This window comes from Providencia xihuensis, assembly GCF_041953405.1.
Taxonomy (GTDB): Bacteria; Pseudomonadota; Gammaproteobacteria; order Enterobacterales; family Enterobacteriaceae; genus Providencia; species Providencia vermicola.
The window spans coordinates 1,223,969-1,245,982 of the sequence record NZ_CP169565.1 but is presented as its reverse complement, the minus strand read 5'-3'; the positions used below and the strand labels follow the sequence as shown (position 1 = coordinate 1,245,982).

The following is a 22,014-nucleotide window of genomic DNA, read 5'->3' as shown; positions in this document are numbered from 1 at the left end:
AAAGAGATACCCTATGTTTGCGAATAACGCACAAATTATTGATATTAACGAAACTAATCTTCATCAAGTCATTGAACAATCAATGAACTTACCCGTCATGTTTTACTTTTGGTCACCTCGTAGCCCTCATTGCCAAGAGTTTGGCTCAATGTTGGAAAAAATTGCCAACGACTACGCAGGTTTATATATCTTAGCTAAAGTTAACTGTGACGAAGAACAAATGATTGCCAGCCAGTTTGGCTTAAAAGCCATCCCAACGGTATATGTCCTGCAAAATGGCCGCCCCGTTGATGGCTTTGAAGGGCCGCAACCGGAAGAGGTCGTGTTAGAGATTTTATCTCGTGTTCTACCAAGCCCTGAAGAGTTGAAAGCGGCACAAGCGGCTGAATTAATAGCGGAAGGTAAAACACAAGAAGCATTGCCTCTGCTGAAAGAAGCTCATCAACTAAACCCGAAAAATAGCGATATCACGCTGTTATTGGCAGAAACGCAAATTAACCTAAAACTCGTCGATGATGCACAAACCACCTTAGATGTGGTGCCATTACAAGACAAAGACAGTCGTTATCAAGGGCTGATTGCACAAATTGAGTTGTTAAAACAAGCAGCGGATACCCCTGAAATTCAACAATTACAGGACGAATTTAATCAAGATCCGCAAAATACCACGTTAGCCGTTCAATTAGCACTAAAATTACATGAAGTGAACCGTAATGAAGAAGCCCTTGAAATGTTATTTAGCTTCTTACGTAAAGATTTAGGTGCGGGTGACGGTGCTGTGAAAAAAACCATGATGGATATTATGTCCGCCATGGGTACTGGCGATGCGATTGCGAGTAAATATCGCCGCCAAATGTATTCATTACTTTATTAATTAAGGGTTAGATATGGACTTGTTCGCCTTTGGTGCCATTCCGATTATTATTTTTGTAGCCATCGTTATTGTTTTTACCTGCGTTAAAACAGTACCGCAGGGTTTTCAATGGACAGTTGAACGTTTTGGGCGTTACACCCGTACATTACAACCTGGGCTGCATATCATTGTGCCATTTATGGACAAAATCGGCCGTCGTATCAATATGATGGAACAAGTCCTTGATATCCCATCACAAGAAGTTATTTCACGGGATAACGCCAACGTCACTATTGATGCCGTGTGCTTTATTCAAGTGGTTGACCCTGTTCGTGCTGCTTATGAAGTCAGTAATTTAGAACTGTCCGTGCTTAATCTGACAATGACCAATATTCGTACCGTGTTAGGGTCTATGGAACTTGATGAAATGCTGTCTCAACGAGATTCGATCAACTCCCGCTTATTGCATGTGGTGGATGAAGCAACTAACCCATGGGGTGTGAAAATCACCCGTATTGAAATTCGTGATGTGAAACCGCCAAAAGAACTTATCAGCGCGATGAATGCGCAGATGAAAGCGGAACGAACAAAACGTGCCGATATTTTAGAAGCGGAAGGTATTCGTCAAGCGGCAATCCTTAAAGCGGAAGGTGAAAAACAATCACAAATTTTAAAAGCCGAAGGGGAAAGACAATCTGCTTTCTTACAAGCTGAAGCGCGTGAAAGGGCTGCAGAAGCTGAAGCGAGAGCAACCCAAATGGTATCTGAAGCAATTGCCGCTGGGGATATGCAAGCCATTAACTACTTCGTGGCACAGAAATACACAGATGCGTTAACCAGTATTGGCTCGGCACAAAATAGCAAAGTGATTATGATGCCATTAGAAGCCAGCAATTTAATGGGCGCGATCGGCGGTATTACCGAACTCATTAGCGAAAGCAAAAAAACAACACAAAAGGCGAAAGAATGATAGAGCTTATCAGCGCTCAACCCGCATGGTTTTGGCTGTGCCTCGGTGGGCTATTGCTGATTGCTGAGTTACTCGGCACGGGTGGCTATTTGCTTTGGTCGGGGATTGCCGCTGTCGCCGTCGGTTTATTGACTTGGGCTTTACCCTTCCTAAATTGGGAGTGGCAAGGGATTTTATTTGCCGTCTTTACCCTTGTTTCTGCCGTGTTATGGCGCAAATGGTTAAGCGGCCGTAAAAGAAGCAAAGCTGACGATGTCAATCAAATCAGCCACCAGCTTGTGGGGGTTAAAGCGCGTTTGTTAACGGATACCGAAGAAGGCTTTAGCCGTGTTCGCCTTGCTGATGGCAGCTGGCGGGTTTTCAGCGATGTCCCACTTCTTGCTAATACTGAAGTAGTGGTCATCGCCGTTGATGGCATTACATTGCAAGTTAAACCTTCTGGTGATGGCAACAGCCACGTGCCAGGTGGTCAATAATTGGGCAGTTAGCGCCATCATCCCCTGGGCACACATCCACCAGCTCCTGTAATGTATCGCGGATTGCAGACAGTTTAAAAATTGTCTGCTCTATTTCATTTATCTTAGCAATGGTCGTGCTTTTCACATCAGCACTGTGTCTGGTTGGATTACGAAACAGCCCAAGCAGTTCACCGCATTCATCCAAGGTAAAGCCAACATCCTTCGCTTGTTTTAGCAATATCAATTCGTTTAAATGCCGTTCTTGGTAATAGCGGTAGCTATTCTCCCCTCTTTCAGGTGGCGTAATCAGCCCTTTATCTTCATAAAAACGGATTGCTTTTGCAGTTAGGCCTGTTTTTTTGGCAATTTCACTAATATTCATAATAACCCCTTGACCTTAACCTTGCTGGAAGGTGTAACCTTTGCTCATTGTCGAATTATAGACCTAATTGTCGATAAAGTTATAGACCCAATTCATCGAACGGGTTCGGAGGCTGCAAAATGAGTAACAAAACTATCCTAAAATTACAGGGGCTAAGCTGCATGCACTGTGTCGGCTCAGTCACTAAAGCATTAGAAGCTCGCGGTGATGTGATAAATTTAAACGTCACTATCGATTATGCGACATTAGAAAGTGATACCAATGTTGCTGATATCATCAACACGATTACTGAAGCTGGCTATGAAGCCGAAGTTGCATCAACACCTGATGTCGAATTGCAGCTTTCGGGTTTAAATTGCATGAAATGTGCAGGCAAAACCCAAAAAGCCCTTGAAGAGGTTGAAGGTGTTGCCGCTGCGGTTGTTAGCACAACTCAGGCAAAAGTGTATGGCTCTGCTGATGCACAAACCTTAATCGCTGCGGTTGAACAAGCAGGCTTTAAGGCCCAGTTGCCGCAGTCCAATGAGGTGACGTTATCCCTTTCAGGATTAAGCTGCATGAAATGTGCGGCGAAAACCCAACAAGCACTCGAAGCTGTTGACGGCGTAGAAAGCGCGCAAGTGGATACAACGTCTGCGGTTGTACAAGGTTCTGCATCAGTTTCGGCATTGATTGCTGCCGTCGAAGCCGCTGGCTACCAAGCTACAGAAGGTGAATCTCACCCAAAAACTGAGCCGCTGACCACCCAAACTGAACAGCCGGATGCTGATTCAGCGGCAATTTGTGACATTCCGGCACAAGAGTCAGATTTAGGTGAACAGCCTGACATCCCCCCAACGGATGACAGTGTGCAGTTACTGCTTGATGGCATGACCTGTGCCAGCTGTGTGAATAAAGTACAAAAAGCACTCAGCGGCGTCCCCGGTGTGGAAAACGCACGCGTTAATTTAGCCGAGCGTAGCGCATTAGTCACAGGAACTGCAGATCCCAATGACCTGATTAATGCCGTGGTTAAAGCGGGTTATGGTGCTGAAATCATTCAAGATGAAGCCAAACGCCGTGAACGCCAGCAAGAAGTTGCTCAAGCCAATATGCGCCGTTTCCGTTGGCAATCAGCCTTAGCCTTAGCCCTTGGTATCCCTGTCATGGTATGGGGAATGATGGGCGATAATATGGTGCTGACTGAGCAAAATCACACCACATGGCTTACCATTGGGGTATTAACCTTCCTAGTAATGGTGTTCGCAGGTGGGCATTTTTATCGCAGTGCATGGCAAAGTTTAAAAAATGGCAGTGCCACTATGGATACCTTGGTTGCACTGGGTACAGGAGCTGCATGGCTCTACTCTATCGTCGTTAATATTTGGCCTGAATGGTTCCCTGACCAAGCTCGCCACCTTTATTACGAAGCCAGTGCGATGATCATCGGTCTGATTAACCTTGGCCACGCTTTAGAGCAACGGGCACGCCAACGTTCCTCCAAAGCCCTTGAAAGGTTGTTAGATTTAACACCGCCAACTGCACGTGTTGTGACGGAGCAAGGCGAAGTTGACATGCCATTGGAGCAGGTTAAAAAAGGCATGATCTTACGCTTAGCGACGGGTGACCGCGTACCTGTCGATGGGGAAATCATCGAAGGGGAAGTTTGGCTAGACGAAGCGATGCTGACAGGTGAACCTATCCCGCAACAAAAAAGTAAAGGTGACCCTGTACATGCAGGTACTGTCGTGCAAGATGGTACGGTACTCTTTCGCGCCGCGGCAGTGGGAAGCCAAACCACATTAGCGCGAATTATTCACCTTGTTCGTCAAGCACAAAGTAGTAAACCGCAAATTGGCCAAATGGCGGATAAAATTTCGGCAGTGTTTGTCCCTGTAGTTGTTGCTATTGCATTGATTTCGGGGGCTATCTGGTACTTTATTGGCCCTGCGCCACAAATTACTTATGCCTTGGTTATCACCACAACTGTGTTAATCATTGCCTGTCCATGTGCTTTAGGATTAGCAACGCCGATGTCGATAATTTCAGGTGTCGGTCGTGCAGCTGAGTTCGGGGTGTTAGTCCGTGATGCGGATGCCCTTCAGCAAGCTAGCGAACTGGACACTATCGTCTTTGATAAAACAGGTACATTGACCGAAGGTATGCCTCAAGTTACCGACATCCACGTATTTAATGGTTTTGATCAGGACGGCGCATTGCAGCTCGCAGCATCGTTGGAAAATGGTTCAAACCACCCATTAGCGCGTGCTGTCTTAGCAAAAGCGAAAGGCTTAACCTTACCCGCTAATGAGCAATTTAGGACATTAGCAGGCTTAGGTGTAAGCGCAATTATTGATGGTAAAACCATTTTGTTAGGTAACCAAAAGCTGTTAGCGCAAAGCAGTGTGGATACCACAGATGTCGACGGTATTCTGCATCAGCAAGCCTCTCAAGGGGTGACCCCTGTACTGTTGGCCGTTGAAGGGAAAGTCGCTGCGTTGTTATCTATTCGTGACCCATTGCGTGAAGACAGCATCAGTGCTCTTGCTCGCTTACATAAACAAGGCTTCCGTTTGGTGATGTTAACAGGGGATAATCCAGTCACCGCAAATGCTATCGCTAAAGAAGCGGGTATTGATGAAGTGATTGCTGGCGTCATGCCTGATGGTAAATCAGCCGCAATTGAAGCCCTGCAAGCGAAAGGTCATAAAGTAGCGATGGTCGGTGATGGCATCAATGATGCCCCTGCACTTGCCCGTGCTGATGTGGGTATTGCGATGGGCGGCGGTAGTGATATCGCCATTGAAACAGCATCTATCACCTTGATGCGTCAAAGCTTACACGGGGTTGCTGATGCGGTTTCTATCTCAAAAGGGACGCTGCGCAATATGAAGCAAAACCTATTTGGTGCCTTTATATATAACACGCTGGGGATCCCAATTGCTGCTGGTATTTTATACCCACTCACAGGGACTTTACTTAACCCAGTAGTTGCAGGAGCAGCAATGGCGCTCTCCTCTATCACTGTAGTGAGTAACGCAAACCGTCTATTACGTTTTAAGCCTGAAAAATAACCTTTAAAAAAGGGTGGGGGCCTCTCTCACCCTTGAGGTTGTTGACAAAGCAGGATAAAAGCGTGGTTTTTCCTGCTTTGTGTTATCAGCCGAAAATCAATGAATTGATTTTCCTCGACTATTTTCAAAACCAATCCAACCTGCAGTCAAACCTAATCGGTTTGTCAGCAGTCTGAAGGGTGGGAGCCTCTCTCATCCTTTCTCGTCTTATTTCAATCATCAAAATACGCTAAGTATTTGCCTTCCAAGATTTTATTATTTAAATCGCACGATCTTTGATGCCCTTTCTCGTCGGCTAGGTCTATACTATTAAATAATTAGCTACTTAATATTTGGAGCGCAAAATGCTTAATATTGATCGTGAAAAACTTGCCAAACTCGCTGGTGAGGAATTTAAAAAACAGCGAACTTTTTTATTAATTTTGTCCTTTTTGCTGTTGGCTGGCGGCATTTTTTGTATTGTTAACCCAATGATTTCAGGCATTGCGGTCAGTACGGTATTAGGCGTTTTACTGATTATTGGTGGTGTCGGTGCCATTGTTAGCATACTTAGCACGGTAATTTATACGGGATGGTCGCGCTTATTTGGTTTTGTGATTGGGCTAATCTATATTATTGTCGGCTATTCCTTTATTAAAGACCCACTACAAAGCTTAATCGCTCTCGCGATTTTAGTCGCCGCACTATTTATTGTCGGCGGTGTCATTCGCTTATATGTGGGTTTTCAACAAATAAAATCCCCAAGCGGTTGGCTGCAAATTCTTATCGGGTTATTAGATTTCTTTATTGCCTTTTTGCTTGTTGGCAATGGGCCATTAACGTCGATTACGCTATTAACCACGTTAATTGGTATCGAAATGGTGTTTAGCTCATTCAGCTTATTTGCGTTGCTAAGTGTGTTTAAAAACATTACTAAAAACAGTTAATTCAATTTGCCCCCTATTTGGGGGCAATCACTTCATCGATGACGACGACTGGTACTGGGTTGATTTTTATCAAGCTGATGGCCACGACCTCCTGAGCTTTTGGGGGGTTTAGGGGGAAATGACTTTTTGACTCCCTTTCCGATAGGAAGATTCCCAAACACACGTTCAAACTCATTGGCATACATTGTATAGAGTGTTTTATCCATCCCTCCCCAGAAATTCCCCATTCCAACCTGAAACTCTATATCTTTATAGTCGTATAATGTGAAACTCGTTTTCCCTACCGCCACTCCAGCAGAATATGAAGAGTTTTTATAGCGAGTTCGTGACTGCCCATGTTGTATGGCTGCAAGAGGTAAATCACCATCTCGAAGAATCATCGTTGTGAAGCGACGTTTAGGCATTGATTGTCGAAAAGTATACATGGCATTTTCACAACTTGAACATAATTTAGCCTTTTGGGATATGATTAAATTACTTATGTTAAAACTATCATGAGCCGTTAATGTTCTTATTAATGCCTGCTCCGCATGATTAACCGTTTCCCAGCCAGGCTGACGCTGGCGAGAAGTATTTTGATAGCTTAATTTATTTGTCGCCCATGTCTTAAACTCCTCACTTTGCGAGTCCATCTCCAAAAATTCATATAAATTAATAGCATATGTAAATTTAGATGTTTTATCTTTGTAAAATAATTGCGCCATACTAATGACTCGGTTGCGAATTAATGATGGATTTTTCGCAATTCTTTCAATTTTAGAGGATGCATTAAGCAGCTTTGATACTGTTTGCTGGAAATCAGCAAACATATCATCCTGTGTATCAAAAAGTCGAGGTGCTAACCCATGTTCATCCTGATAGGTCAATGGGTTGTTACGTACCATCCGATACAGATTTAAACCATCAATAGTTCCCGCGGGATCTGCGCTTAACCAACGCCCCACCCAAGGCTGATAATAACGACGACCATAATAATAAAGCCCTGTAATATCACGCTCTTGCCCTGAATAGCGCCGTGTTTTGTAGTTTACTTCCAATGCGCTACTTACCGCCCAAACAGCCGTTCCACCAAAGGGATAAAACTCCTCTTGGCTAATCAAGTTTCCATCCATATCGAGTTCTAAACCGCTATTGCTGGCAAGCCCATTAATACTATAACGAACGGTATTATTTACCATTTTATCTGGTAGCCCAATTTCCCAATGCAATACTTGGGCTAGTACCTCACTGTCTTCCCCGATACAGATCACATGGTATTTTTCATTATGTTCAATTTGCCTAATCTCTAGGTTCGGTAAATAAACAACCTTGCTTTGTTTTTGATTATATTGTGTTATTTTTAATGCCCGCTGGCTGTCGCCATCGTAGCGGTAAAACTCATTCCCGCCAGCACCATTAACACTTTGCAGTTCTTGCCTTGATGTCCACGTTAAATTTTTTCCTTGCAAAAGCTGTTTTTGCTGTCCACTTGGCGTGAATAATGGTTCCACTTGATGAGGAAACTCAGCTAAATCTGCCAGTACTGCATGGTTACTTCGGCTGCTCGTTGTCATTTTGATTGTATAAGCTTGCTGCATCGCAGGGGCACGGTGGTGAATTTGAATTAAATTCCCGCCTTTATCATAAGAATAGGCACGGAAATACCGTGTATATACCGAATTATCAATTGATGAATGGTGAGGAAGGTAGTGACTTTGCTGGCTAATACCCGCTATTTCTCGCCCTGTCGCATGGACTAATTGATAAAGCGTGTCATATTGATATCGATGCTTGGGTTCGACTTTTTGATTCCGCCAAAAAACCTTTTTTTCTGCACTATTATAAATTGCAATCACATTGCCGACAGGATCGTAGTCGTAATGTAAACTCTGAAATAATTTATAACCCAGTGAGTGATTTACTGGCCTATAGGTCTGAATAAGGATTAAGCGCTGTGTCTGCGCCTCGTATACATACTCAGTCACGGCACCATTACCATAGATCTCTCGCACTTTCTGACCGACTGCCGAATATTCAATGATCTGAGTTATTAGCTGCGTATCTTGTCCTTTAACTGTGAATGTCGTTCTGATTAACTGACCTGTAATATCATACTCTCGCTGTTGTTTATGGCCTTTTGCATCAATAATAGAAAGGCAAGCACCTGCAGCATCAAAATGTGTTTGGTGAGAAAATTTTTCGGGTGATAATGCTGTTAAATCACTATCTCCTTGCCAATCAACATTAAACTCAGCATTATCAACTTGTTGAATAAACTGCCGAGTCAATAAAGTCGGTTCCCCTTGCAGTGATACTTCCTGTGTTTGCAATAACCCTGCAGTATCAAAGTGACTAATACATTGCCCAGCTAAATTTGCCAATTGTTCGGTATGCGAATTACCTGCATATTGAAAACGCTCGCTGACTCGCCAGTTCCCTCCCTCTATTTTCTCACTGACACTTTCGAGGCGACCTAATGAATCATTAGCCTCATAGCAACACCATTTAAACGTTTTATTTGCGTCAATGCTTACCATAAGCCGCTGTTCAATATCATTCAGTTGGTAAATTTCACCGCTATCAACACCTTTGTTTAATAAAGAGAACCCCATTAAATCCGTATGATAATAAAAGTTATCTTGCCCACTTTCAGACAAACGTGTATCTGCATTTTTCTGTAAAAAACCATAAATATTAAAATAATGAAATTCAAGACGCTCCTGTACATCCTGTTGAATATTAGGCTGTCGATAGTATTGAAGTGTACGAACCGTAAAGTGACGGTTATCGAATGCCGTTATTGTTGGTGTGCCCGCATGAATATTTGAAATTTGAGGCGTTATCATGTTATCTCCAATTAAGGCTAACAAAATGATAACACCATCTTGTTAACGTATTGCTTCATATCGTGAAACCATAATTGAAGTGTGCCTAAATTGTCATTGTCCATTTTTATCAGGACAGACGAAAAATGCGTAATTGACGTACAACATTCGCAAATTCGCGAGAGATTGTTTACCCTATTAACCCAAGAAAAATGCAGGGTAAAATGATGGGAAAACTGTTTGAAAGCTTTAAAAATTGGCTCCATATGGAAACGGCGCTGGTATACCCCTATCCTGCGATTGATGTTCGCTTATCAAAAGGCCTTAAATTGCACATTGTAGGCAGTATTCATATGGGAACAGAAAATATGTTTCCGTTATCTGCCATATTGCTCGATAAACTGAATCAAGCGGATGCATTAATTGTTGAAGCGGATATAACCCAAGCTCAATCCCCTTTCCCTCATGAAGTTGATGAGCAGCGCCCTGTTCAGCAACGTTTGAGCGAAGAACAATACGCCTTATTTTTGCAATGTTGCCAAGAAATTCACCAGTCACCCGAAAAATTTGATAGTCTCCCTTCATGGCAAATCGCCTTGATCCTACAGGCCACTCAAGCACAAGGGCTTGGCTTGCGCGGCCACTATGGCATCGATTATCAGCTTATTCGCAACGCTCAGACCCAACTTAAACCGATCATTGAACTTGAAGGCACTGCATCCCAAGTTGAATTGCTGCTTTCCTTGCCTAATAATGGGTTAGCGCTCTTACAAGACTCATTAGTCCATTGGCGCGCAAATGCACGTTCACTGCAAACCATGATTGGTTGGTGGCTTGATTATCAACCCAATAACCACATGACTTTACCTAATACTTTCAGTAAAGATGTCTATCAAGTACTAATGGATAAACGTAATGCAGTTTGGAGTGAACAACTTAAGGCGCTTCCAGATGGCAATTATGTGGTTGCTGTTGGTGCATTACACCTATTTGGTGAAGACAGTCTTGTTGAGTATCTGCGCCATTGTGTCAGAGATAAATAAAAGGTAAAAAAATGACTCCTGCTGTTAAATTACTTGAAAAACAAAAAATTAACTTCACATTGCACCCTTATGATCATGACCCAAATGAGAGCAACTTTGGTGATGAGGCAGTACGTAAATTAGGCTTAGATGCCAAACAAGTGTTTAAAACGTTATTAGTGGCATTAAATGGTGACCAAAAAACATTAGCCGTTGCCGTCACCCCTGTCTCAGGGCAGCTTGACTTAAAACTGGTCGCAAAAGTGTTCAAAGTGAAAAAAGTGGAAATGGCCGATCCCCAAATCGCGCAAAAGACCACTGGCTATTTATTAGGTGGCATCAGTCCATTGGGCCAAAAGAAGCGATTACCCACGGTAATCGATGACCAAGCCCAGCAATATGCAACAATGTTTATTTCAGGGGGAAAACGCGGGTTGGATATTGAATTAGCGCCAGCTGATTTAGGTAACGTACTCAATGCTACTTTTGCTGAAATTCGCAAGTAAATACGCGCATTGATAAAAAAAGCCTCATCGATATGAGGCTTTTCATATTATAAAATGAATTATTTATTGTTATAAATAATCTCACCTTTTGGTTCGTAATCTGCAGCTTTTAGTGGAGAATGTTTCTCGATATAACCTTTGAGCACTTCCGCATCCACAAAACCTGTATTCACATAGTTAGGGTGATTATCAATTTTCGGATAACCATCACCACCAATCGCATTAAAATTCAATGTTGCCATACGATAAGTTTTTGATGTATCAACAGGTTTACCATCGATTTTCACATCGCTAATCGTACCATCTTTATTCAACGTCAAGTTTACATTATAGAATTGACCATATGCCCCTGCATCGGGTTTCATATTCGCGACCGCAGTCAGGTAAGGAATGACTTCATCCCCTTTAAAATCAACGTACACTAATTCATTCGCAAAGGGTTGAACTTTCAGCACATCTTTATACGTGATATCACCGCTTTCGATAGAATCACGGACACCCCCCCCACTCATGATGGCAAAATCAGCGCCTGCGCGCTCTTTTTGAGCTGCTAACAGAAGGTGCCCCATATTGGTTTGCACAAAGCGCACTTTGCTACGATCGCCTTCCAGTTTGCCTTCAACAGAACCCACTTTGACGCTTAATTGCTTATCACCTTTCTCTTGGTATGGCGTCAGTAATTTCATCATATCTGGGTTGTGGGCGATTTCTTGTGTGTAATAAACACGCTCACTGGTACCATCTTCTTTGGTCACTTTTTTCTTCAAGTTAATTGGAATTAACTGGTAGTGTTTTAAGGTAAATTTGCCATTTTTGAATTCAAAATCAGCACGTCCTACATATTTACCCCACTCATGGGCTTGAACAATCCATGTACCATTTTGATTATCTGGCGCACAAGGAGTCCCTGGTACATAGTCCGCTTGTTTATAGTCTTTGTTTTCTTGGGACATACAAACGGGGTCTTGTGAGTGACCACCCACTATCATATCTAAGTAACCCGCAGGTAAACTGCGTGCCATTTCGACGTCACCTGGTGCGTTTGAACCATGTTTGCCGTCATCATAGTGCCCCATGTGGGTTGCGGCGATGATAATGTCAGGTTTTTCAGTCTGGCGCAGTTCTTCAACCACTTTTTTCGCTTCATCCGCAGGTACGCGGAATTCGACATCAGGGAAATTTGCTGGGTTACCAATACGTACAGTATCGTCTGTAGTCAGCCCCATCACTGCAATTTTTACACCTTGTTTATCAAATATTTGATAAGGTTTAAACAGACGTTTACCTGTGCTGGTTTGGTAAATATTAGCGGATAAGAATGGGAAGGTTGCCCATTTTTCTTGCTGACGTAGCGTTTCAAGCGGATTATCGAACTCATGGTTACCCAATGCCATTGCATCGTACCCGACTAAATTCATCCCTTTGAAATCAGGCTCCGCGTCTTGTAAATCAGATTCTGGAACCCCTGTATTGATATCACCACCAGAGAGTAGCAACACACTGCCACCTTGCTTCGCCACTTCATTGCGAATTTCATCAACGACGGTTTTTTGCGCTGCTAAACCGTATTCGCCGTGGTCGTTATGCCAAAAGTGACCATGGTGGTCATTTGTATGCAAAATAGTGATATTGTAGGTTTTGTCTTTTTCCCACGCGTTTGCCATCGTCGCGGGTATTAACGCTAACGATACTGTTAATGCACATGCGGATGCTTTAAATGCAAACTTCATACACTTCTCCCTGCTGGTATAGGAATTTTTATTCGTTAATATTAGATTATAGTTTGTCACTGCCCGCAGATTTATAGCATAAAAATATGAGCAAGATTTGATACCTCTTGCAGAATAAGAAATTCGTTTCATAAAAATGAGATCACCATCAAATAATTCACTGATATTATTTTTCATGTGGCTTATTTATTCATTTCAATAAATTGTATTTCAGTTATATTGATAACAATTATGTAACACAGAAAGTTGATAATTATGAGTGAGCAAACAACAACCCCTAATAACGCAAATCCATCAAAACCCGTGAATAAAACAGGGAAAACCGTCTTCAGTATTCTGACAGCAATTAGTGTCTCCCATTTATTAAACGACATGATCCAATCGCTTATCTTAGCGATTTATCCTTTATTACAATCTGATTTCTCGCTGAGCTTCGCGCAAATTGGGATGATCACCCTAACGTATCAGATTACCGCATCCCTACTGCAGCCTGTTATTGGCTACTACACGGATAAACACCCTCAGCCATACTCATTACCAATTGGCATGAGCTTTACATTGACTGGGTTAATTTTATTGGCGATGGCAGAAACCTTCCCAATGATTTTATTTGCAGCCGCTTTAGTCGGGACGGGTTCTTCAGTCTTCCACCCAGAATCATCTCGTGTAGCTCGAATGGCTTCAGGTGGTCGTCACGGCCTTGCTCAGTCATTTTTCCAAGTAGGCGGTAACTTAGGGGCATCACTAGGGCCGTTGCTTGCCGCATTAATTATTGAACCTTATGGAAAAGGCAACTTAGGTTGGTTCTCCCTTGCGGCTTTGTTAGCGATTGTGATTTTACTGCAAGTCAGTAACTGGTATAAGCAGCAACATCGCGCTGCCAGTAAAAAAACCATTTCCACTGACAACATTAAAATCTTACCTCGCAAGGCGGTTATTGGTTCGTTAGCGGTCTTACTGGTTTTGATTTTTTCTAAATACTTCTATTTGGCTAGCATTAGCAGTTATTACACCTTTTATCTTATAGAGAAGTTTGGTGTTTCTGTGCAAAATGCCCAGATTCACCTATTTGTTTTCTTATTCGCTGTTGCCGCAGGGACAATGATTGGCGGCCCTATTGGGGATAAAATAGGTCGTAAATATGTTATTTGGTTCTCAATCCTCGGTGTCGCCCCCTTTACCCTCATTTTACCGTATGCTTCGCTGTACTGGACGGGCGTGCTAACTGTAATCATTGGGATGATTTTAGCCTCTGCGTTCTCAGCTATTTTGGTGTATGCACAGGAGCTGATCCCCGGTAAAACCGGCATGGTATCAGGATTGTTCTTCGGTCTTGCATTCGGAATGGGCGGTGTTGGGGCAGCAGTTTTAGGCCATATTGCTGACCAAACCAGTATTGAGCAAGTTTATCATTATTGTGCTTTCTTGCCATTACTTGGGATTTTTACAGTATTGTTACCAAATATCGGTCATAAATAGATTTATTTTCTTATTTTACCCACACTTAATTAAAAATAAGTGTGGGTCTTTCCTACCATATTTCCTAAAAATTTCAGCTAAAAATCGCCTAATCCTAAAGTTTGTAACGATTTAGCACCTTTAGTCTGTCTTTTTTTTAAAAACATTTCATTTTTTTAAGGAAATATTTCTCAAAAAAAGTTAAAATAGAAAAACATGCAAATTGGCATTTTAAAATGAAGGCCTCATTTTAAAAGTCAACGGCATGTACCCACCTTATATTTTCATACTAACCAGAGGAGACTAAATGGAGCATTCAACGCCCTTAATCACAACCATTGTTGGTGGTCTCGCCCTTGCATATTTGTTAGGTATGATCGCACAGCGATTAAAAATCTCCCCACTTGTGGGCTACCTTGCAGCAGGTGTCCTTGCAGGCCCATTTACCCCAGGGTTTGTGGCAGATGCAGCGCTTGCACCTGAATTAGCTGAAATCGGCGTTATCTTGCTGATGTTTGGCGTGGGTTTACACTTTTCACTCAAAGATTTACTAGCCGTTAAAGCCATTGCTATTCCTGGTGCAATTGCACAAATTGCGGTAGCAACCCTATTAGGTCTCGGCCTGTCGATGTTATTTGGCTGGGGCATTTTTACTGGTATTGTCTTTGGTTTATGTCTTTCAACCGCCAGTACCGTGGTTTTATTACGCGCATTAGAAGAACGGCAACTCATTGAAAGCCAACGCGGGCAAATTGCCATTGGCTGGCTAATTGTGGAAGACTTAGCCATGGTTCTTACCCTGGTACTGCTTCCTGCCGCTGCTGCTATCATGAACACAGATGATGCAAGCTTTAGTGAGCTCGCATTAAGCCTTGCCTGGACAATTGGTAAAGTTGTTTTATTCATATTCATTATGATTGTGGTCGGTCGTAAAGTCATTCCATGGATTTTATCTCGTACCGCCTCAACAGGTTCTCGTGAGCTGTTCACCTTAGCTGTTCTCGCCCTTGCGTTAGGTATCGCTTATGCCGCTGTAGCTATCTTTGATGCTTCCTTTGCGCTGGGGGCGTTCTTCGCGGGTATGGTTCTGAACGAGTCTGAGCTGAGCCACCGTGCAGCACAAGACACCTTACCACTGCGTGATGCATTTGCGGTTCTGTTCTTCGTTTCCGTTGGTATGCTTTTCGATCCGATGGTTCTGATCCAGCAACCTCTCGGTATCTTGGCTGTTCTGGCTATCATTATTATTGGTAAGTCCGCTGCGGCCCTGGTTCTGGTCAGAATGTTTGGGCACTCACGGCGAACCGCATTAACCATCTCCGTCAGCCTTGCGCAAATTGGTGAGTTTGCGTTTATATTAGCGGGTATGGGCCTCACCCTCGGCGTGATGGATAAAGACGCACAAAACTTGGTGTTAGCGGGTGCTATTGTCTCTATTATGCTTAACCCAGTATTATTTAGTTTGTTAGATAAATACCTTGAAAGAACAGAAACGATTGAAGAGCAACTTCTGGAAGAAACGCTGGAAGAAGAAACACAAGTACCTGTCGATATCTGTGGTCACGCCATCATCGTCGGTTATGGTCGTGTCGGAGGTATGTTAGCGGACAAACTGCGTAGACGAGAAATCCCTGTTGTCGTCGTGGAAGACACCCGTGCTCGCTTTGAGGAGCTGGCTGAAAATGGCTTCAGTGCAATCCTCGGTAATGGAGCGAATAAAGAAATCATCAGCCTTGCCCGCATTGAATGTGCTAAAACGTTATTATTAACCATTCCAAATGGTTATGAAGCAGGTGAAATCGTCGCAACCGCGAAAGAGATGAACCCTGACGTTACCGTTATTGTTCGTGCCCACTATGATGATGAAGTCAGCTTTATTAAAGAGCGCGGCGCTGATCATATCATTATAGGTGAACATGAAATTGCCAAATCCATGGCGACACTCATGTGTAATGATGTGGAAGAGTTTGGCTGTTCTATCGATGATATGCTTGATGGCGGCAACGATAAAAAAGGTGAAGGCAAAAGTTTAGATGATTATCTAAAACCGGCTCACTAACCTCCTCTCTCTATAAATACAAAAAGGAAGCCATGGCTTCCTTTTTTATCTTTTGCCTTCTTTCATCTCAGCATTTGTCTTTTACCTTCCATCCCTCATCACTCACTCTAAATAATTCCCGTTGAGGCTAGGCGGCAAGTAAATGAATCCTTAGGAGAATACATAAGTATGTGACTAAGGTGAACGCACGCAGCCAACAACGCATCAGCGTGAATTATGACGAGTGAGCGATAAATTCATCACTGGTCCAAACTGGCAGCCCTTTATCTTTAAAAAACTGAATTTCAGCTGCAACACCACCACTCTTTTCCCAACCTGGTAGCGTCAGTACAATTAGCCCATCACAACGTTTTAAGAATTCCATATCAATGGATGACCATGCTACTTTTTTCCCTTCAGTGGCCAAATATTGATTAATTGGGTGCGTCATGGTGATTTGGCTATAGGTCGCAATTCCTTTTAGCGCAAGTTCTGCTGCAAATTTAGTACATTCAGCAAAACGCATTTCTACAATATTGCTATCGGGATCAGAGTAAGGGCAAGCTATAAAATAAAGGCTCATAATAATTCCTGATGTTAGTGTATTCAAATTTTAGATACAGTTATCCCGTGAAAAATAAGTGATTATTTTCCAAGGGATAGGTTTAAATAGGTGCTACGTTAAAAACTTATTCAATATCAGCAACAATGATTTTGGTTTTTGGTCGCTTTTTATTTTCGGGTAACTTAAATTCTTTACTGGTTGTCACCAGATAATCAATATTATCCCAATTAGTGACAAAGTTAATGGCGTGCTTATTGGCCTTAGTACCATCCGCCAGCACAATCAGTTTGTCACTGTTTTCCATCATTTTTTGGGCTATTGCTGCCTCATCCACATGCTGATCCATCACGCCATGTAATGCATGGATAGCCCCTGCACCAATCACTGCATAATCTGCAAAAAACTCGGCAATATTTTTTAACGCTATTGCGCCTAAACAGGCATTTTGCGCCGCATTAAACTGCCCTCCAATTAAAATGGTTTCAATGGATGGGTTTTCTTGCAGTGTGGTCGCTAATAATGGCGAATTAGTAATTACCGTTAAATTATCAATCAATTTAATACGTTGACTAAATTCAAACGTCGTCGTACCAAAATCAATAAATAAGGTATCGCCAGGTTTAATCAATTCAGCTGCCTTGATGGCAATCGCTTTTTTCTCATCCACAGCAGCTTGAGCACGTTCAGTAAAATTCCGTTCAAATTTTGACTGAATATTCACCGCCCCGCCATGGACTTTCTTTAATAACTTTTGTGATTCCAGCTTACTGAGATCTCGACGGATTGTTTCCTGCGCGACATTAAAATGCTTTGCGAGCTCCTGCACGTACACCTGACCTTGAGTCGACAATAACTCAATGATGGTTTGATGCCGTACTTTTGAAGAGCGCCCTTCACACATAGTTTAATCCTTCTTGACCATTTAACATTTCCAGCACTATACAACAGTGATACGAATTTCAGTAGCGTCTGGTTGTATTTTTGTTAAATCGATATTTTTCAATAAAATGCGTCTTGTTGGTAAACAACGGTGCTTTTTCTCATACAAAACCGTATTCCCCGCCATGACTTTGATTGTGCCTTGCAACGCTTGTTCAACTTTAATATTGAAGTCGATACATCCTTGGGATAGCGCGTCCATATTTATACAAGCAGGAACGCTAAAGCTGATATTTGAATCTCTGCTCACAGGGATGCGCTGTACAGGCTGAATTTGCGGCTGATGGTGATTGGCTAATAAATCATTCGCAATATTCTCCCCTGTCAATAAACCTTCTTGGTAGCACTGATCCCCCATATCCGCAGGGTGCAACATATTCCCCGCCGCATAATATGCCCCATCCGAGCAGCGACTAAATTGGTCTGTTACAGGCTTCCCTGTGCTCGCATCAAATTCAAGGTGACTTTTGCGGATTAATGTATTTTCCCCCACAAATTGCCCCGTAAAAATGACCGAATCACACTCAATTTTGTGGTTTTTTCCGTTGGTTTCCACCATCACATACTCTACACGGTCAAGGCCACCAATTTCAGTGATTTTACTGTTTAAATAAACGGGTGTTCCCATCGCTTTGGCAAATAAGGTCGCGGGTTTAAATGCCAGAATGCGCTCCCCATCTTCCACCATTGCCTGCGCTTTTACACCTGCATTTTTTAATGTCCACAGGGCAGAAAAACTGACTAACTCACTTCCCACAATGACAGGGTTTCGGCACGGTTTTTTACCATTAAGGTAAACAAACTGCTGCAATGCCCCTGCGGTTAAAACACCTTGCGGGCGAAGGCCTGATACCAAACGTGGGTGACGCGGTGTTTCACGAACCCCTGTCGCTACCAAGATGCGCTTAGCGTGCATCTCAACTAACCCCTCTGCGGTAGAGACCGTCAGTTTTCCATTTGGGTGAAGCTGCGTCACGGTGCTGCGGGTAAAAATTGGGGTATCACCGAGGCTTTCCACAATTTTCGCTGCAAATTGATTACCTTTCATCGGCCGCTTAAATACCAACAAACCAAATGTTGGGTGTTGGCAATGACGAGGAACACCGCCTGCATGGGCTTCTCGCTCAAGAATAGCGATATTCTTAATGCCACGACGGCGTAGAGTATGAGCTGCGGCAACACCAGTTGGCCCTGAGCCAATGATAATCACATCATAATATAAACTCATTTTACCGCCTCCACTGCCAGTGTATGGTCAAAACGACCATTAATGATTTCCGCCACCTGACTACTGCAATAAAAGCCATTACAACGCCCCATCATAACCCGCGTTCTACGGCGCAAAGCCCCCAAGCATTCAGGCGGAATATCAGAGTCAAATGTCGCTTCGATTTCCCGTTGTGTTACCAATTCACAATGGCACACAATGCCGCCATTGCTTTTACATTGGTAATCACGTTGATGATATTCAGAAATCGAGGGCATATTCGGCCAAATAAGTTCTTCTGGCGGCAATAATTCAAATAATGGCGTGAAGTTTTCTTGGTATAACTTACCCAAGTGATTTGCGACACCCAGTGCTGATGTTAAGCCTGTAGAACGTATCCCCCCTGCACAAATCCATTGTTTTTCAGGGTAACCATTGATACGGTAATATTTTTCTTCTGTTGCAGGACGTAAGCCCGCATAAGTCGCCGTCACACTGTAATTCTGTAAAGACGGTAACATGCGAGAACCTTGGGCGATTAAATCTTCCATCACCTCTTGTTTGACTTCCGCTTTCCAACGGTCATCCTGTTCTTCGGCTGTTGGCCCTAACAGCAAATTACCGAAAATAGTTTTTGATAACAAAACACCCTTTGTGATGGCGGTTGGTACAGGTAAAATAATCGCATTGATATCCGCAGCTGCCGCTTTGTCATATACCAAAAATTGCCCTTTGCGCGGTTTTATTTGGAATGGTGATGGATGGCAAATCGACTCAACAATATCCCCGTTAATCCCTGCACAGTTAATCACTAAACGGGCAGAAAACTCACCTTTTGTTGTGGTTAAATGCCACAGTCCCGCCTTTAGCTCACCGCCTTTGACTTCACAATGAAAATGGTATTGTGCTCCGTGTTTCACGGCTTGGGTTAAATAAGATAACGGTGTACTCCACGGGTCAATCACAGCTTCACCTGGAACCGAAACCGCCGCTAAAGCACCATCTGCTAAGTGAGGTTCACGGCGGTATAATTCGTCTTTATCAATAATTGCCACATCTAATACATTATTAGTATGTGCTTGTTCAACAATGCCTGGCAGCTTACTCAGTTGTTCTTCATTCCACGCAACAACCAATGCCCCCGTTTCGAGGATCGGCAAATTCATTTTTTCTCTGATTTCAAGGAATTCGCGATACCCATCTTGCATACATTCCAGTTCTAGACTCCCTGGTGTGGCGTCAAAACCTGTATGTAATAGTGCGCTGTTGGCCTTACTCGCCCCTGACAAGATGTCACCACCTCGTTCTAGCAGCAAAGTATTTGCCCCCATCAGTGTGAATTTACGTGTCACTGCACAGCCAATGACACCACCGCCTATGACAATGACATCCCAAATTTTTTTATTATTAATATCCATGGCTGAGATCCTTTACTTAAAACTTGCACACATAAAACCACATAATTCCCACAATCACAATAATTAAAACAACACAAAGTACAACAACAAACCAAAAACTACTCACATTGTTACTTTATTGTGAGTTTTGTCACATCAGTGAAACTTATTGTGAGTTTTTTGTGGACTTTCCTTCCGATTAAACGATAGTAGGCAAAAAAACAGACCTATTTACAACATTTATAACACTGGGAATACTGTGATGCTCAACCAACGTTATGCCGCAATCGATCAGGGAACAACGGGAACCCGAGTCGTGGTCTTCGAAGAAGGCGGGCACTATTACTCCCCGATGAGTATTCCTCATAAACAAATCACATTGAATAGTGGTTGGGTTGAACACGACCCAGAGGAAATACTCGCTAATATTATTAAGTGCTTGAATAGCTGCGAAGTCGTCGATGCTATTGGTTTATGCCATCAAGGTGAGAGCATTGTCGCTTGGGATGCTGACAGCAAACGCCCACTTTACAATGCGATCGTTTGGCAGGATTTACGGACTGAAAAAACGATTTCTCATCTCAAAGAAGCAGGATTAGAACCCGTGGTTCAGTCCAAATCAGGCTTACCACTCGACCCTTATTTCTCCGCCAGTAAAATGGGTTGGATCATGGAAAATGTGGTGGGTGCGAAAACTTTAGCAGATAAAAACAAATTACGTATTGGCACCATGGATGCCTTTTTTCTAGACCGCTTATGTGGCGTGTTTGTGACTGACTATAATTCAGCCTCTCGCACCTCTTTGCTCAATATTCACACATTAAAGTGGGATAAAGAACTGTGTGACATATTTGGAGTGCCAATTCATTGTCTTCCACCAATTAAAGACAATATTGGCGATTTTGGCGCTATCAACCTTGACGGCCACTTAACCCCTGTTACAGCGGTGATTGTTGACCAATTTGCTGGCACATTCGGTCACGGTTGCCGTGAAAAAGGCGATGCCAAAATCACCTTTGGTACAGGTGCCTTTTTGCAAGCACTCACAGGGTTTGAGATCCCACAAACTCATGAAAGTGGCTTGTTACCCACTCTATGTTGGAAATTCCCTAATGAAGCCCCCGTTTTTGGCTTAGATGGCGGTGTGTATAACGCAGCATCCGCCATTAACTGGGCAAGAAAAATTGGGCTATTTGATCAATTCGATGAACTCAGTGATTTCAGAGCAGAACCTGCCATTAAACGCGGTTTAGCGTTTGTTCCCGCATTATCTGGCTTAGGCTGCCCATATTGGGATCGTAGCGCTGCTGGCTTGTGGGCAGGCCTTTCATTAGATACCGACAAAAAAGACATGATGCAATCGGTGTTGGAGGGGATTGCCGCTCGCTCTGCCGAAGTCATTTTTGCAATGGAAAAAATTTCACCACTGGGACAATCAATCTCTGTCGATGGAGGGCTTTCTTCAAATCAGTACTTTAAGCAATTTTTAGCCAATTTATTACAAAAAAATATTGAAGCACCAGCAAACCGTGAAGTGACTGCACTTGGCGCTGCCTTATTGGCACGCAAAGGGTTAGGGCTGACTCACGATATGGCAGTTAGGCGCAATGCAACCATAACACACCCCGATGGCACCAACATGCAAGGTGTAATGGAACAGTACCGCGACATCATTGCCCGTTCCCGCCAATTAAGACACTAAAATA

General features: G+C 43.1%; 17 protein-coding genes. 10 read left to right on the top strand and 7 right to left on the bottom strand.

Translation table 11 applies throughout. The features are described from left to right. Nucleotides 1–13 precede the first annotated feature (13 nt). Genes ACE2AL_RS05360 through ACE2AL_RS05350 form a run of 3 tightly spaced genes read left to right on the top strand, consistent with a single transcriptional unit; the run spans nucleotide 14 to nucleotide 2,299 of the window. A complete protein-coding gene (locus ACE2AL_RS05360; RefSeq protein WP_206082908.1) occupies nucleotides 14–874 on the top strand; it encodes a co-chaperone YbbN in 861 nt (286 codons plus the stop codon). A gap of 13 nt (nucleotides 875–887) precedes the next feature. Then, entirely contained in the window at nucleotides 888–1,823 is a 936-nt protein-coding gene (locus tag ACE2AL_RS05355; RefSeq protein ID WP_206082909.1) for an SPFH domain-containing protein, read from the top strand. Beyond that, entirely contained in the window at nucleotides 1,820–2,299 is a 480-nt protein-coding gene (locus tag ACE2AL_RS05350; RefSeq protein ID WP_272539453.1) for an NfeD family protein, read from the top strand. The genes ACE2AL_RS05355 and ACE2AL_RS05350 overlap by 4 nt, the downstream gene beginning before the upstream one ends. Here ACE2AL_RS05350 and cueR read toward each other — a convergent pair. After that, on the bottom strand, nucleotides 2,253–2,663 hold the full coding sequence (gene cueR, locus ACE2AL_RS05345; RefSeq protein WP_206082911.1) for a Cu(I)-responsive transcriptional regulator: 411 nt from the start codon (nucleotides 2,661–2,663) through the stop codon (nucleotides 2,253–2,255). The two genes, ACE2AL_RS05350 and cueR, sit on opposite strands and share 47 nt — an antisense overlap. A 119-nt stretch (nucleotides 2,664–2,782) precedes the next feature. Between cueR and copA the strand changes: the two genes are divergently transcribed. Further along, nucleotides 2,783–5,716, top strand: a complete 2,934-nt coding sequence (copA, locus tag ACE2AL_RS05340; protein ID WP_206082912.1) for a copper-exporting P-type ATPase CopA — start codon at nucleotides 2,783–2,785, stop codon at nucleotides 5,714–5,716. Between the two features lie 344 nt (nucleotides 5,717–6,060). Beyond that, entirely contained in the window at nucleotides 6,061–6,642 is a 582-nt protein-coding gene (locus tag ACE2AL_RS05335; RefSeq protein WP_206082913.1) for an HdeD family acid-resistance protein, read from the top strand. 32 nt (nucleotides 6,643–6,674) lie between these two features. Here the strand turns inward: ACE2AL_RS05335 and ACE2AL_RS05330 are convergent, their stop codons facing one another. Further along, nucleotides 6,675–9,467 carry an RHS repeat-associated core domain-containing protein gene (locus tag ACE2AL_RS05330; protein ID WP_375084111.1) on the bottom strand — a complete coding sequence of 931 codons (2,793 nt, stop codon included), beginning with the start codon at nucleotides 9,465–9,467 and terminating at the stop codon, nucleotides 6,675–6,677. 206 nt (nucleotides 9,468–9,673) lie between these two features. Here ACE2AL_RS05330 and ACE2AL_RS05325 point away from each other — a divergent pair, with 206 nt between their 5' ends. Together ACE2AL_RS05325 and ybaK are read left to right on the top strand one after the other, a co-directional pair. Beyond that, nucleotides 9,674–10,489: a TraB/GumN family protein gene (locus ACE2AL_RS05325; protein WP_206082915.1), complete on the top strand. Its 816-nt coding sequence runs from the start codon at nucleotides 9,674–9,676 to the stop codon at nucleotides 10,487–10,489. 11 nt (nucleotides 10,490–10,500) lie between these two features. Next, a complete protein-coding gene (gene ybaK, locus ACE2AL_RS05320; RefSeq protein ID WP_206082916.1) occupies nucleotides 10,501–10,974 on the top strand; it encodes a Cys-tRNA(Pro)/Cys-tRNA(Cys) deacylase YbaK in 474 nt (157 codons plus the stop codon). A gap of 59 nt (nucleotides 10,975–11,033) precedes the next feature. On the opposite strand, the gene ushA is transcribed toward ybaK, so the two are convergent. Next, nucleotides 11,034–12,704, bottom strand: a complete 1,671-nt coding sequence (gene ushA, locus ACE2AL_RS05315) for a bifunctional UDP-sugar hydrolase/5'-nucleotidase UshA (RefSeq protein WP_206082917.1) — start codon at nucleotides 12,702–12,704, stop codon at nucleotides 11,034–11,036. Between the two features lie 255 nt (nucleotides 12,705–12,959). On the opposite strand from ushA, the gene ACE2AL_RS05310 reads away from it, so the two are divergent. Then, the gene (locus tag ACE2AL_RS05310) at nucleotides 12,960–14,183 is read left to right on the top strand and encodes an MFS transporter (protein WP_375084108.1); all 1,224 of its coding nucleotides are present in this window, start codon (nucleotides 12,960–12,962) and stop codon (nucleotides 14,181–14,183) included. Nucleotides 14,184–14,469: 286 nt separating this feature from the next. After that, nucleotides 14,470–16,221, top strand: coding sequence for a YbaL family putative K(+) efflux transporter (gene ybaL / locus ACE2AL_RS05305; protein ID WP_375084106.1), 1,752 nt, complete (start codon nucleotides 14,470–14,472; stop codon nucleotides 16,219–16,221). Nucleotides 16,222–16,435: 214 nt separating this feature from the next. Here ybaL and ACE2AL_RS05300 read toward each other — a convergent pair whose 3' ends face one another. The 4 genes from ACE2AL_RS05300 to ACE2AL_RS05285 form a co-directional block, all read right to left on the bottom strand. Further along, on the bottom strand, nucleotides 16,436–16,783 hold the full coding sequence (locus ACE2AL_RS05300) for a DUF1937 family protein (RefSeq protein WP_353167562.1): 348 nt from the start codon (nucleotides 16,781–16,783) through the stop codon (nucleotides 16,436–16,438). 106 nt (nucleotides 16,784–16,889) lie between these two features. Continuing rightward, on the bottom strand, nucleotides 16,890–17,666 hold the full coding sequence (locus ACE2AL_RS05295) for a DeoR/GlpR family DNA-binding transcription regulator (protein WP_206082920.1): 777 nt from the start codon (nucleotides 17,664–17,666) through the stop codon (nucleotides 16,890–16,892). A 36-nt stretch (nucleotides 17,667–17,702) separates the two neighbouring features. Next, on the bottom strand, nucleotides 17,703–18,932 hold the full coding sequence (locus tag ACE2AL_RS05290; RefSeq protein ID WP_375084104.1) for an NAD(P)/FAD-dependent oxidoreductase: 1,230 nt from the start codon (nucleotides 18,930–18,932) through the stop codon (nucleotides 17,703–17,705). Next, the gene (locus ACE2AL_RS05285) at nucleotides 18,929–20,329 is read right to left on the bottom strand and encodes an NAD(P)/FAD-dependent oxidoreductase (RefSeq protein WP_272681251.1); all 1,401 of its coding nucleotides are present in this window, start codon (nucleotides 20,327–20,329) and stop codon (nucleotides 18,929–18,931) included. Before ACE2AL_RS05285 ends, ACE2AL_RS05290 begins: the two co-directional genes overlap by 4 nt. Nucleotides 20,330–20,570: 241 nt before the next feature. Here ACE2AL_RS05285 and ACE2AL_RS05280 point away from each other — a divergent pair, with 241 nt between their 5' ends. Beyond that, entirely contained in the window at nucleotides 20,571–22,010 is a 1,440-nt protein-coding gene (locus ACE2AL_RS05280; protein WP_206082923.1) for an FGGY family carbohydrate kinase, read from the top strand. Nucleotides 22,011–22,014: the final 4 nt, after the last annotated feature.